The sequence below is a fragment of the Saccharopolyspora rosea genome, from assembly GCF_025643595.1.
Classification (GTDB): domain Bacteria; phylum Actinomycetota; class Actinomycetes; order Mycobacteriales; family Pseudonocardiaceae; genus Saccharopolyspora; species Saccharopolyspora rosea.
Map to the genome: position 1 here is coordinate 6,317,952 of NZ_CP102826.1, position 13,195 is coordinate 6,331,146.

The following is a 13,195-nucleotide window of genomic DNA, read 5'->3' on the forward strand; positions in this document are numbered from 1 at the left end:
GTGGCCTAGCACAGTTGAGTGTTTTGGGCGAGCAGGTCGGCCAGATCGTGCACTGATTGTGAAGAAATTGTCTGCACTATCGTCAGTTCGGGCGATCGGCCGTACTATCTCGGAGGCGTCGATCGATACGTGTCGGGGGGTATGACCGCGTCGACGCCGACGAGACCGCTGTCTTTCGAAGGTGGGAGGGAAAACGGGTGCCGCAAGACCCCCGGCATGGCAGTGACGGGCACCGGCGTTCCCACCCCGAGGCGGACGCCGGGGACACCGGCTCCGCCGCGGCTCGCCGCCGACGCCGCGCCCTCGGCGATGACGGCACCGGCGGCACCCGGGTCGTCGACCTGCTGTCCAAGCACGGCAAGTCCCCCGGCCCCGCGACCGGCTCGCACCGCCGCCGGGCCGCCGAGCCCGAACAGCCGGTGCAGAACTCCCGGCCCCCGCAGCCGCCGCAGGCCCAGCCGCCTGCCCCGCAGCCCCCGGCGGGCCCTCCGCAGGCCGCCCGGCCGCAGGCGCCGCGCCCCGGCGCCGCACGTCCGGAACCGCCGCAGCGACCGGAACCGGCCCAACGGCCGGAGCCGCCCCAGCGACCCGAACCGGCCCAGCGCTCCGAGCCGTCACCGCGCCCTGAGCCGTCCCAGCGGTCGGAAGCGGCCCCGCGGCCCGATCCGCGCGGCTGGACGGCGCCGGACGGCGCGGCGCACCCGCCCACGGGCCGCTCCCGCGCCACCGGACCGCAGCAGCGCCCCGGTCCCGACGCGCCGCCGGAGAACCGGCCCGCCGACGGTGGCCGTCCCGGCACCCCGCCCGGTGGCTGGGCACCCCCCGCCGCCGCGCGCCCCGCTCCCACCGACGCCGCGACTCCGCCGCGGCCGGGCCGCCCGGCGCCGCAGGCTCCCCCGTCCCGCGGTGGTGCGGCTCCCGAGGCGTCGGGAGGCGACCAGACGCGCATCTCGCAGGCGTTGTCCGGCGGGCAGCGCGCGTCGCAGCAGGGCGCGCCGAAGCCGACCGCGCCGGGGCGGCCCGCTGCCGCTGCGGCGGCCGCAGCGGCCGGACGGGCCGCGGCGCTGTCCAACGAGGACGCGACCGCGCAGTACCCGGCGGTCCGGGCGGACGCCGACGAGACGACCGTGCTCCCGCCGGCCACCGCCGAGGCCCCGCAGCCGGAGCAGACCCAGCTGGCCAAGCCGGTGCGCCCGCCGCGGCCGCAGGCCGCACCGGGCGGCGACCAGACGATGCTGGCCAAGCCGGTCGGCCCCGCCCCGGGCGCGCAGCCCGAGGCGACCCAGCTCGCCCGACCGGTCGGCCGTCCGGCCGTCCCGCCGGCCCCCGCGGAGGAGACCGCGCTCGTCGAGTCCCCGCCGGACGACTTCGACGAGGACGAGGACCTGTTCGACGACGTCGACGACGAGCAGGACGACGACGAGTCCTCCGGCGAGGAGCGGCACGCCGACATCCAGCAGATCGACGCCACGCTGGCCCGGTTCTCCGCGGTCCACGACGAGATCGCCCGGGAGGAGGCCGCGCGCCGCAAGAAGTACGCGTGGCTGGTCGGCAAGCGCAAGGAGCCCGAGCTCGGCACCGACATGCCGTTCGACTTCCACGAGGGGCGCGACGGCAAGTCCCGGATGGAGTGGAAGAAGCAGCAGCGCAAGCGGCGCACCAACCTCATCGTGATGGCCATCGCGATGGCCGCCTCGCTGACCGTGTTCGTCACCATCGGGATCGCCTGGAGCGCGAAGTCCTGGGTGGACGGCCGGTTCCACCAGGTGCAGGCGCTGGACCCGGGTTCGGCGTCGATCAAGGACGCCGCCAAGCAGACCGGTGACCAGAACTTCCTGCTGATCGGGTCGGACACCCGGGCGGGCGCCAAGCCCTCCGACGGGGTCGGCGACGCCCAGGACGAACCGGGCGCTCGCTCGGACACCACGATGGTCGCGCACATCCCGGCCGACCGGAGCCGCATCGACGTGGTGTCGTTCCCGCGCGATCTCAAGGTCGACATGCCCGCGTGCGAGCGCTGGGACTCCGCCAGCGGCCGCTACACCGGCCAGCAGTTGCCGCCGCGCAAGGACGTCCGGCTCAACGAGGCGTTCGCGGTCGGCGGTCCGAAGTGCACGACCAAGGTCATCCAGCAGATCTCCGGACTGTCGATCACCAGCTTCCTGGGCGTCGACTTCCAGGGCTTCAAGTCGATGGTGGACGCCATGCAGGGCGTGGAGGTCTGCAGCGACAAGCCGATCGTGGACACCAACCTGGGCACCGTCCTGCCGACCGCCGGACGCCAGACCCTGACCGGCGACCAGGCGCTGAGCTACGTGCGCGCCCGGCACGTCGTCGGCGACCCGACGTCCGACTACGGGCGGATGCAGCGCCAGCAGATGTTCCTGTCCTCGGTGCTGCGCAAGGCGATGTCCAGCCAGGTGCTGCTGGACCCGAAGAAGCTCGGCGGATTCGTCAACGCGGTCACGGCCAACACGTTCGGCGAGAACGTCAGCACCGACAAGCTGATGGAGCTGGGCCAGTCGTTGCAGGGCCTGGACCCGGCCAAGGTCACCTTCGCGACCGTGCCGACCACCGGCTACGCCGATTCGGAGGGCATGGAGGTGCTGCGGGACTCCGACGCCCGGGCGCTGTTCCAGGCGATCATCGACGGCGCCCCGGTGGCCCCGAAGACCGCCGACGCCGGCCCGCAGCAGGCCGCCGGCAGCGGTGCGCTGGCCAGCGGCGGCGCGAGCGGTCCGCGCGCGCAGACCGGGCCGGGCGCTCCCGCGCCGAACCCGGCGCCGCCGGTACCGGGCAACCTGTCGACGGTGAACGCGGGAACGGAGCTGTGCGGCTGACCAGGCCCGTCCCGACCGACTCGCGGGTTCATCACGGCCTGTTCACCGGTGGTTCACCACGGCGCAGGCGTCCGGACCCCGCCTGGAAGTAGGCTGAGTGGCATGCGTGAGGTCTACCAGGAACAGCTCGGCAAGCTCGCCGACGAACTCGCCTCGATGTCGACGATGGTCGGCACCGCCATGGAGCGGGCCACCCAGGCTCTCCTGGAGACGGACCTGACATTGGCCGAGCAGGTCATCGAGGACGACATGCAGGTCGACGAGGCCCGCTCGCGCGCCGAGGAGCACGCGTTCGGCCTGCTCGCCCTCCAGGCGCCGGTCGCCGGTGACCTGCGCACGGTGATCTCGACCATCCACGCCGCCGAGGACCTGGAGCGGATGGGCGATCTGGCGCTGCACGTCGCCAAGACCGCGCGCCGCCGCCACCCGCACCCGGTGCTGCCGCCGGACGTGCGGGAGTACTTCTCCGAGATGGGGCGGATCGCCGTCAAGCTGGCCGGCCGGGTGCACGAGGTGATCCGCACCCAGGACGTCGAGGCCGCGCGCGGGCTCGAAGAGGACGACGACGAGATGGACGACCTCCACCGGCACCTGTTCACGGTGATGATGAGCCCGGAGTGGTCGCACGGCGTCGCCGCCGCGGTGGACGTCACCCTGCTCGGCCGGTTCTACGAGCGGTTCGCCGACCACGCCGTGGCGGTGGCCCGCCGCGTGGTGTTCATCGTGACCGGGAAGATGCCCACCAGCTGAGCTGAGGTTCCGTCTTTGAACGGGTCGGCAAGGGGCGACGGCTGAAACTGGCCGTATTTTCGCTCTTTGGGCGAGCGGTCTCGCACCTGGCGCCGCCGCGGGTTCTCAGCGGTCGGCTCGCGAGGACAGCCCCGACGCTGTGTACGGATGGGTACATGAGGAGGGGATCCCGGAGCCGAGCCGGCCGCTGAGGTTCCGCCACCGGCACCGCTACCCAAAACGAGTTCCAAACCGGCACTAAGCTGACCCGCCGGTATTAATACTCGCTGGTGGCACCACCGTGTGCGATGCTCGGTGGTGATGAGATCCGATCGATTTCCCGCCGGGGTGCGCGGTGCGTAAGAGCCCGACGGTGCACCGCAGGCGGCTCGGCGGGGAGCTCCGCAGGCTGCGGGAGGCCGCCGGGCGCACCCACCGGGAGGTGGCCGCGCACCTCGACTGCTCCCAGGGCAAGATCAGCCAGATCGAGCTCGGGCGGGTTCCGGTGCGCACCTCCGACGTGCGGTTGATGGCCGAGTTCTACGGGGTCGGCGCCGACCAGCTGGCCGCGCTGGTCGATCTCGCGCAGGACTCGAAGCAGCGCGGCTGGTGGCAGCAGTACCCGACGACGGCCGAGCAGCCCGGCCTGCAGACCTACCTCGGGTTGGAGACGGCGGCGAAGGCGGTCAGCTGCTACGGCGGCGACCCGATCCCGGAACTGCTGCGGACCGCCGACTACAGCGAGGCGCTGCTGGCGTCGGCGCCGCGCGCGCACTCGCCGGGCGAGCTGCGGGAACGCGCCGCGGTGCTCGGCACCCGCCAGCAGCGGCTGGTCGGCGAGGACCCGCTGGAGCTGTGGGCGGTGCTCGACGAGTCCGCGCTGCGCCGCGTGGTGGGCGGACCGGCGGTCATGCGCCAGCAGCTGGAACACCTCGTGCTGCTGGGGTACCGGCGCAACGTGACGATCCAGGTGCTGCCGTTCGGCGCCGGAGCGCACCCGCTGATGGGCGATCGCATCGCGGTGTTCTCGTTCCCGGACGAGGCCGATCCGCAGGTCGTGCACCTCGGCGACTCGGCGAACTCCCGCTTCCTGGACAAACCAGCGGACACCGGGGAGTACCTGGCGGCCTTCGAGCGGGTCTGCGCCCTGGCGCTGAACCCGAAGGACTCCAGCGCCTTCGTGTCCGAGATCGCCGACGGACTCCACTGAGCCCGCCGCATCCGGACCGGTGCGCTCGCACGCTGGTCACACCGGCAACGCTGGTGCGCGGGGCGGTCGCCTCGCGGGTGATCGGCGCATCCGCTTCGTGGACGAGGTCCCGGCCGCGCGCGGTGCCGCGGCCGGGACGGGGATCACCCGAAGCGGCCGGAGATGTAGTCCTCGGTGGCCTTCTGCGTCGGGTTGGAGAAGATCTTGCCGGTCTCGTCGATCTCCACCAGCTGGCCGGGCTCGCCGACCGCGCGGAGGTTGAAGAACGCGGTCTGGTCGCTGACGCGGGCGGCCTGCTGCATGTTGTGGGTGACGATGACGATCGTGTAGTCCTGCTTCAGCCGGGAGATCAGGTCCTCGATCGCCAGGGTGGAGATCGGGTCCAGCGCCGAGCACGGCTCGTCCATCAGCAGCACGTCCGGGCGCACCGCGATGGCGCGCGCGATGCACAGGCGCTGCTGCTGACCGCCGGAGAGGCCACCGCCCGGCTTGTTCAGCCGGTCCTTGACCTCCTCCCACAGGTTGGCGCCGCGCAGCGCGCGCTCGGCGACCTCGTCGAGGTGCTTGCGGTTCTTCTCCCCGGCCAGCTTGAGCCCGGCCACCACGTTGTCCCGGATGGACATCGTGGGGAACGGGTTGGCCCGCTGGAACACCATGCCGATGGTCTTGCGGACCTGGACCGGGTCGACGGTGGACGCGTAGATGTCCTCGCCGTCGAGCAGCACCTTGCCGTCCACCCGGGCACCGGGGATGACCTCGTGCATCCGGTTCAGCGAGCGCAGCACGGTCGACTTGCCGCACCCGGACGGTCCGATGAACGCGGTGACGCTGCGGGCCGGGACCTGCAGGGTCACGTCCTGCACGGCGTGGAACTTGCCGTAGTGCAGGTTCAGGTCCTTGATGTCGAGACGCTTGGCCATGAGTTCGGTACCGCCCCTATTTGGTCTTGACCGCGAACACCTTGGACAACAGGGTCGCCAAGAGGTTGATGAGCATGATGACGATGACGAGCGTCAGCGCGGCGCCCCACATCCGGTAGTCACCGGCGATGGTGCCGGTGCTGCGCTCGGTGTAGATGGTCAGCGGCAGCGACGCCATCTCGCCGTTGAACAGGTCGAAGTTGATCGACCGGCTGTAGCCGACCAGGATCAGCAGCGGCGCGGTCTCGCCCAGCACCCGGGCCAGGCCGAGCATCACGCCGGTGAGGATGCCGGACAGCGCGGTCGGCAGCACGATCCGCAGGATCGTCTTCCACTTCGGCACGCCGAGCGCGTAGGACGCCTCGCGCAGCTCGTGCGGGACGATGAGCAGCATCGTCTCGGTGACCCGCACGACCATCGGCAGCATCAGCAGCACCAGCGACAACGCCACGGCGAAACCGCTGCGGTGGAAGCCGAAAGTGGTGATCCACAGCGCGTAGATGAACAGACCGGCCACGATCGACGGCAGACCGCTGAGGATGTCCACCATGAACGTGGCGACCCTGGCGAACCGCGACTGCGTCTGGCGCCCGTACTCGATGAGGTAGACGCCGACCAGCACGCCCAGCGGCACCGAGATCACCGTGCACACCAGGCCCTCCAGCAGGGTCCCGACGAGCGCGTGGTAGATGCCGCCGCCGAAGTCCTTGGGCAGCAGGCCGTTGAACGAGTGCGTCCACCAGGTGGCGCTGAGCACCGGCTGGAGGCCGCGCTCCAGCAGTGTGAACAGCACCCACAGCAGCGGGACGACCGCGATCACGAACGCCCCGACGAACAGCGTCGTGGCCAGGTTGTTCTTGAGCTTGCGGGCGAAACCGATGCTCTGGAACGCCGGTGGCGTGGCGAGCTGTTCTACGTCAGCGGCGTCGGTCCTCATGACTTCCCCTTACCGCTGGAGCTCTCGATCCAACGGGCGATCGCGTTGACGGCGAAGGTGATGACGAACAGCACCAGCCCGGCCGAGATGTACGCGCCGACCTGCAACTGGTTGTTGAACTCGGCGGAGCCGAGCGCGATCTTCGAGGCGAACGTGGCGCCGGCGTCGAAGATGCTGTAGTTCGGCCGGGACGGGGCGGCGCTGAGGATGATCGTCAGCGCCATGGTCTCGCCGAGCGCCCGGCCCAGCCCCAGCATCGAGCCGCCGATGAAACCGTTGCGGCCGAACGGCCAGACCGTCGTGCGCACGACCTCCCAGCGGGTCGCGCCGAGCGCGAGCGCGCCCTCGATGTGCGTGTTGGGGGTGCGCTGGAAGACCTCGCGGCTGACGCCGGTGATCGTCGGGATGATCATCACCGCGAGCACGATCCCGGCGGTGAACACGTCGGTACCGGTGCCCACCGGCTTGACGTTGCCCTCGGCGAACAGCGGGATCCAGCCGAGGTTCTCGTTCAGCCAGATGGCGATCGGGCGCAGCACCGGCCCGAGCACGAGGAATCCCCACAGGCCGTAGACGACCGAGGGCACCGCGGCCAGCAGGTCGACGACGTAGGCGAACGGCCGGGCCAGGCTGCGCGGTGCGTACTGGGTGAGGAACAGGGCGATGCCGCAGGACAGCGGCATCGCGATGACCAGCGCGACCACCGAGCTGGACACCGTGATCCAGGCGAGGTCCAGGATGCCGAAGCTGAGGTGGCTCGGGTCACTGGTGTTCCAGGCCCCGCTGAACAGGAAGTTCACCTGGTCGGTGCGGAGCGCGGGGATGGCCCGCAGCAGCAGGAAGATGCCGATCGCCGCGATCACGGCGACCACGAACGCGCCGGAACCGGTGGCGAGCGAGGCGAAGACCCGGTCGCCGGCGCGAACCACCGATTTGCCCCCAGCGGGGCGGTCGGGAGCGGAAATGGGAGCCTCCGGTCCGGAACTGGGCGCCGAAGCGCCCCGCGGGGCGCCGGTGGTCTCCGGCGCGCCCCCGGGGCGCAGATCGGCTCTCGTCGAGTCGGTCACTGCTGTTTGCAGCCTCTCACTTCGTTGCTTCGGCCGTTGTCCGCCTCTGCCGCGCCGCTCACGAAATGGCGTTGACGGCGCCGAGCACCTTGTCCTTGAACGCGGGCGGCAGCGGCGCGTAGCCGGCCTGCTCCATCTCCTTCGGGTCGGCGTTGGCCGCGATCGTCAGCGCCGCCTTGACGGACTTGGCGGTGTCGGGGTCGTAGCCCTTGGAGCAGACGATCTCGTAGGTGGTCAGCAGGATCGGGTAAGCGCCGGGAGCCTTGGTCCCGAAGATCGAGTCGAGGTTGACCTGGAGGTCGTTGCCCTGCCCCTTCATCTGGGCGTCGTTGACGGCCTTGCCGACCGCCTCCGGGGTCAGCTCCACCGGGCCGGCGCCGCTGTCGATCTTGGCGGTGCTCATGCCCAGGTTGCGCGGGAACGACCACTCGACGTAGGTGATCGAACCGGGCGTGGCCTTGATCGACTGCGCCACCTGGTCGCTGCCCTCGCGGCCCTGGCCGACGCCGGCCGACTTGAACGTCTTGCCCTCGTTGGTCCACGCACCGTGGGTGGCGGTCTTGAGGTAGTTCTGGAAGTTCGCCGAGGTGCCCGACTCGTCGGAGCGGAAGAACGGGACGATGTCCATCGACGGCAGCTGGGCGTTCGGGTTCAGCGCCTTGATCGCCGGGTCGTCCCACTTCTTGATCTGGCCCTGGTAGATCTTGGCCAGCACGTCGGCGTTGAGCGTCAGGTCGTTGACGCCCGGCAGGTTGTAGGAGATCGCGATCGGGCCGACGACCATCGGGATGTTCCACGCGGGGTTGCCGCCGCAGCGGTCGGCGGCCTTCTGGGTCTCGCCCTTGGCGGCGTCCAGCGGCACGTCCGAGCCGCCGAAGTCGACCTGCTTCGCGGTGAAGGCGGAGATGCCCTTGCCGGAGCCGGACTTGGTGTAGTTCAGGTTCTGCCCCGGGCACTTGATGCTGTAGTCGCGGGCGAAGACGTCCATGGCGTTCTTCTGCGCCGAGGAGCCCTCACCGGAGACCGGCTTGGTGCCGCACTGGACCTGCACGTTGTTCAGATTCGGGTTGCCGCCCCCGCTCGGCGCGTTGGTGTCCGTGCCGCAGGCGGTGAGCGCCAGCGTGCCCGCGGCGAGGGCGGCGAGCGCAGCACTGTGCCGCTTGATCTTCACTTCGGTCCTCCACTCGGGAATCTCCGGCGATTGCGCGACCGAGCGCCTGCTCCGGCGCCGCTCGCCAGGGACGCTAAGCAGCCGGGGTGGACTCTCCTCACCATTCAGGTGAACGGCAGGTGAACAAGGCACGCTAAGTAAGCAGCCCCACATCCCATCGGGGGAACTGAAGACCAAATGGACTCACTTGATGTGACGACGCCCGCACCGTCATCTGGCGAACTGCACGTCCGTGTCCCATCGCTCGAACCCCAACCGCTGGTACACCGTCGTGGCGGGCACGTTGTCGGCCTCCACGTAGAGCATCACCTGACGGCAGCCAGTGTCGCGCAGGTGGCGCAATCCGGCCACTGTGAGTGACCGGCCGAGTCCGTTGCCCTGCGTGTCCGGGTCGACACCGACGACGTAGACCTCTCCGGTGCCGTCCGGGTGAACCTTGGTCCAGTGGAAGCCCAGCAGCCGGTCGTCGGCGTCGACGGCCAGCAGGAATCCCGCGGCGTCGAACCAGTCCTCGCCCTCCTTGGCGCGCAGGTCCTCCTCGGTCATGCCGCCCTGCTCCGGGTGCCAGGAGAACGCGCGGTGGTTGACCCGGACCACGGCCCGCTCGTCCGCGCCCGGCCGGAACGGGCGGATCCGGACACCGGCGGGCAGCTCGACCTCGGGCAGCTCCCGGTCGGCGACCGCCATGCCCATCCGCCACAGCTCGCGCGGCCGGGCGAAGCCGTAGCGCTCGGCCAGCCGCAGCGCGCCGGGGTGCTCGCCGTGCGACCAGACCAGCAGGCGCCCGGTGCTCTCGGCCGGTTCGGCGGCCAGGTCGGCGCGGTCGAGCAGCGCCTCGACCAGCCGCGCGCCGACGCCGCGCCGCCGGTGCTCCGGGTGCACCGCGAGTTCGGCGACCAGCTGCCCCGCGCTCGACTCGTGCTCGGTGTCCACGTGCGCGTACCCGACGAGCGCGCCGTCGGAGTCGCGCACCACGAAGTGCTCGGAGCGCACGTCGGCCTGCACCGGCTCGATCTGGTGCACCACGTCCCGGTGCGCCTTGAGCCGCATGACCACGTGCTCGCCGCAGGGAGCGACCCCGTCGGCCCGTTCCGCGACCGCCAGCAGGTTCATCACCTCGGCGGCTTCCTTGCCGTCCAGTCCGTTGCGCCACGTCAGCTGCACGACCACGACGTTACCCATTCCCCGGCCGCCGTCGACCCGCGTAGAGCCCGTCTTCGAACTCGTTTTGCGAGGCGGTGCCGGTGGCGGAACCTCAGCGGCCCGAGTGGGCGGCGGCCTCCGCCTCGGCGATGACCGCGTCCTCCGCCGCGTCGGCGGCGACCGGGGTGCCGGTGCGGTTCGGGCGGACGAACTTGTAGCCGACGTTGCGGACCGTGCCGATCATCGAGTCGTGCTCGGGGCCGAGCTTGGCGCGCAGCCGCCGCACGTGGACGTCGACCGTGCGGGTGCCGCCGAAGAAGTCGTAACCCCACACCTCCTGGAGGAGCTGGGCCCGGGTGAACACCCGGCCCGCGTGCTGGGCGAGGAACTTCAGCAGCTCGAACTCCTTGTAGGTGAGCTCCAGCGCCCGGCCCTTCAGCCGCGCGGTGTAGGTGGCCTCCTCGATCACCAGGTCGCCGACGGCCAGCGACCCGTCACCGGCCGCCGAGGCGCTGCCCCGCCGGGACACCAGCAGCCGCAGCCGCGCGTCCAGTTCGGCCGGGCCCGCGGTCGGCAGCAGGATGTCGTCCACGCCCCACTCGGCGTTGACGGTGACCAGCCCGCCCTCGTTGAGCACCGCCACCACCGGCACGTCACCGCCGGACAGCAGGCGGCACAGGTCCCGCGCGCCGGCCAGGTCGGACCGCGCGTCGACGACGACCACGTCGTGCGCACCTCCGGAGACGAGCGCGCCGGGGTCGGGCGGCAGGATGCGGGCGCGGTGCGGCAGCAGCGTCAACGACGGCAGCACGGACTCGCAGTCGGCTTCGCTGGTGAGCAACAGCAACTCGGAGCTCATGGGGAGGGCCTCCGTCCCAAGGCGAGAACAGCCGGCGGCCGGGGGGAACTGACCATCCGAAACCGGCGGGTGACTCGGCGTCGTTGCCTGTGGATGGCAAGGAGAATAACGAAATGCGGCGGAAAAACCCAGGTCGGACGGACGGCGTCACATTTGTGAACAGCGCGCGACCTCGTGTTAAGGCGATGTGTCGGGCACGCTCGGTGATGCTGTCCGCGGCCGACGGTACCCGCCTGCACGGTCTGCTCCTGCCCGGTCCCGGCCTGCCCGCGGACCTGGGCTTCGCGGTCGGGCACGGGTTCACCAACCACGTCGGCAAGCCGCACGTGCGGCGGGTGCTGGAACGGCTGTCCCGGCATGCGCCGGTGCTCGGCGTCGACTTCCGCGGCCACGGCCGCTCCGGCGGGCGGACCACGGTCGGCGTGGCGGAGGAGCTGGACATCGCCGCGGCGGTCGAGCACCTGCGCGACCTCGGCTGCACCCGGGTGGTCGCGGTCGGCTTCTCGCTCGGCGGATCGGTGGTGCTGCGGCACGCCGCGCGGTCCGACCAGCCGCCGGACGCCGTGGTCTCGGTGAGCAGCCCCGCCCGCTGGTGGGTGCGCGACACGCCCGCGATGCGCCGGGTGCACTGGCTGCTGGAGCAGCCGCACGGCCGGTGGAGCGCCCGGCTGCTCGGCGTCCGGCTCGCCCCGCCGTGGGACGACGTGCCGGTCTCGCCGATCGAGCTGGTGGCGCGCATCCCGGTCCCGCAGCTGATCGTGCACGGTGAGGACGACCACTACTTCCCGGTCGCCGACGCCGTCGCGCTCAGCGAGGCGGGCGGCGGTGCGCTGTGGCGGGAGCCGGGGATGCGGCACGCGGAGAGCGCCGCCACCCCGCATTTGGTGGACCGCATCGCGAGGTGGTCGGCCGCTACAGTGGGCCCGCCCGATCGTGGTCGTCGCGGCTGGTCGGGGGCCACCGCCGACGACCATCCGCAAGGCCCCGACAGAACGGACCGCGTGCGGTGAAGAAACTCGTCATCACCCTCGTCGTGCTCGTCGCGGTGCTGGTGGCCGCCGACTTCGGCGCCGCCGCCGCGGCCGAGCACCAGGTGGCGCAGAAGATGCGCACGGACATGCACCTGGCCTCCGACCCCGAGGTGCGCATCAACGGCTTCCCGTTCCTGACGCAGGCCGTCGCCGGTGACTACCGCGACGTCTCGGTGAACGCCCGGACGGTGCGGGTCGGGCAGCTCAACGACGTCGACATCGAGGCCGACCTGCGGCACGCGCGGATCGCCCTGTCCGACGTGCTCTCCGGCAGCGCCGACCACCTCGACGTGGACGAGCTCGTCGGCCGGGTCAAGCTCAAGTCGCCCGACGTCGGGCGCCTCATCGGGGTCGACGACCTGACGATCAACCCGGCGCCGAAGGACGCGTTGGAGGGCACCGACGGCGAGCAGCTCGCCGACAGCACCGAGGGCGACCCCACCAAGGCGACCGTGCAGCTCAACGGGACCGTGAACATCGCGGGCACGGACAACGCGGTGCAGGTCATCGGCGTGCTGTCGGTGCTCGGCGGGAAGCTGAAGATCGAGCCGAAGAAGCTGGAGCTGAACAACAGCGCGTTCGGCCGGATCTCGCTGCCGAAGATCTTCGAGCAGTCCGTGTTCAACCTGTTCACCGCCACCATCGACCCGGGGGCGCTGCCGTTCCGGGTGACGCCGACGGCGGTGCGCGCCGAACGCGGCGCGCTCGTGCTGGAAGGCACCGCGCAGCACGTGCGCATCGGGCCCGACGGGATGAGCGCGGGATGACCGCCGGGGCCTGGGCGCTGCTCGCCGCCGTCGCCGCGACCGCGGTGTTCGGCCTGGTGTGGCGGGCCCGGGAGGGACGCGTGCGTTCCGGGAACCGCGAGGAGGACCTGTTGTCACGACTGCCCGAGGGGCTGCGCGCCCGCCTCGACGAGGCGCCCGACGAGGGCGAGGCGGTGACCCTGCTGCAGCTGTCCACCACGTTCTGCGCGCCCTGCCGGCACACCCGCGTCCTGCTGTCCGACCTGGCCGGGCGCACCGAGGGCGTGCGCCACGTGGAGATCGACCTCACCGACCACCCGGAGTGGTCCACGCCGCTGGGCGTGCACCGCACGCCCACCACGCTCGCCCTCGACCGGGCGGGCCGCGAACTGTTCCGCGTCGCCGGTGTGCCGCGCCGCGATGCGCTCGCCGAAACCCTGCGGCCGCACCTGCCCTGACGGGGCGGAGCCGACTGCCCCGGACGGACGCCTCGTCTCACCAAGTGAACCGCCTTCCCGTTGATCGGTCCGGCGGGTAGCCTC

General features: G+C 71.4%; 12 protein-coding genes. 6 read left to right on the top strand and 6 right to left on the bottom strand.

What is annotated here, in order from left to right:
- Positions 1-197 precede the first annotated feature (197 nt).
- From NV263_RS29370 to NV263_RS29380, 3 genes are all read left to right on the top strand, one after another.
- Complete coding sequence (locus tag NV263_RS29370) at positions 198-2,840, top strand: LCP family protein (RefSeq protein ID WP_263250064.1); 2,643 nt, start codon at positions 198-200, stop codon at positions 2,838-2,840.
- 102 nt (positions 2,841-2,942) lie between these two features.
- A complete protein-coding gene (phoU, locus tag NV263_RS29375; RefSeq protein WP_263250065.1) occupies positions 2,943-3,590 on the top strand; it encodes a phosphate signaling complex protein PhoU in 648 nt (215 codons plus the stop codon).
- Positions 3,591-3,924: 334 nt separating this feature from the next.
- Positions 3,925-4,779: a helix-turn-helix domain-containing protein gene (locus tag NV263_RS29380; RefSeq protein WP_263250066.1), complete on the top strand. Its 855-nt coding sequence runs from the start codon at positions 3,925-3,927 to the stop codon at positions 4,777-4,779.
- A gap of 143 nt (positions 4,780-4,922) precedes the next feature.
- Here the strand turns inward: NV263_RS29380 and pstB are convergent, their stop codons facing one another.
- The 6 genes from pstB to NV263_RS29410 form a co-directional block, all read right to left on the bottom strand.
- The gene (gene pstB, locus NV263_RS29385; protein WP_263250067.1) at positions 4,923-5,699 is read right to left on the bottom strand and encodes a phosphate ABC transporter ATP-binding protein PstB; all 777 of its coding nucleotides are present in this window, start codon (positions 5,697-5,699) and stop codon (positions 4,923-4,925) included.
- Positions 5,700-5,715: 16 nt separating this feature from the next.
- Positions 5,716-6,636, bottom strand: coding sequence for a phosphate ABC transporter permease PstA (gene pstA / locus NV263_RS29390; protein WP_263250068.1), 921 nt, complete (start codon positions 6,634-6,636; stop codon positions 5,716-5,718).
- A complete protein-coding gene (pstC, locus tag NV263_RS29395) occupies positions 6,633-7,565 on the bottom strand; it encodes a phosphate ABC transporter permease subunit PstC (protein ID WP_263250069.1) in 933 nt (310 codons plus the stop codon). Before pstC ends, pstA begins: the two co-directional genes overlap by 4 nt.
- Before the next feature lie 196 nt (positions 7,566-7,761).
- Entirely contained in the window at positions 7,762-8,874 is a 1,113-nt protein-coding gene (pstS, locus tag NV263_RS29400; RefSeq protein WP_263250070.1) for a phosphate ABC transporter substrate-binding protein PstS, read from the bottom strand.
- Positions 8,875-9,084: 210 nt separating this feature from the next.
- Positions 9,085-10,044, bottom strand: coding sequence for a mycothiol synthase (gene mshD, locus NV263_RS29405; RefSeq protein ID WP_263254420.1), 960 nt, complete (start codon positions 10,042-10,044; stop codon positions 9,085-9,087).
- Positions 10,045-10,129: 85 nt separating this feature from the next.
- Positions 10,130-10,876, bottom strand: a complete 747-nt coding sequence (locus tag NV263_RS29410) for a winged helix-turn-helix transcriptional regulator (protein WP_263250071.1) — start codon at positions 10,874-10,876, stop codon at positions 10,130-10,132.
- 206 nt (positions 10,877-11,082) lie between these two features.
- Between NV263_RS29410 and NV263_RS29415 the strand changes: the two genes are divergently transcribed.
- Genes NV263_RS29415 through NV263_RS29425 form a run of 3 tightly spaced genes read left to right on the top strand, consistent with a single transcriptional unit; the run spans position 11,083 to position 13,111 of the window.
- Positions 11,083-11,886, top strand: coding sequence for an alpha/beta hydrolase family protein (locus NV263_RS29415; RefSeq protein WP_263250072.1), 804 nt, complete (start codon positions 11,083-11,085; stop codon positions 11,884-11,886).
- On the top strand, positions 11,883-12,674 hold the full coding sequence (locus tag NV263_RS29420) for an LmeA family phospholipid-binding protein (RefSeq protein WP_263250073.1): 792 nt from the start codon (positions 11,883-11,885) through the stop codon (positions 12,672-12,674). The genes NV263_RS29415 and NV263_RS29420 overlap by 4 nt, the downstream gene beginning before the upstream one ends.
- On the top strand, positions 12,671-13,111 hold the full coding sequence (locus NV263_RS29425; protein WP_263250074.1) for a TlpA family protein disulfide reductase: 441 nt from the start codon (positions 12,671-12,673) through the stop codon (positions 13,109-13,111). The genes NV263_RS29420 and NV263_RS29425 overlap by 4 nt, the downstream gene beginning before the upstream one ends.
- Positions 13,112-13,195: the final 84 nt, after the last annotated feature.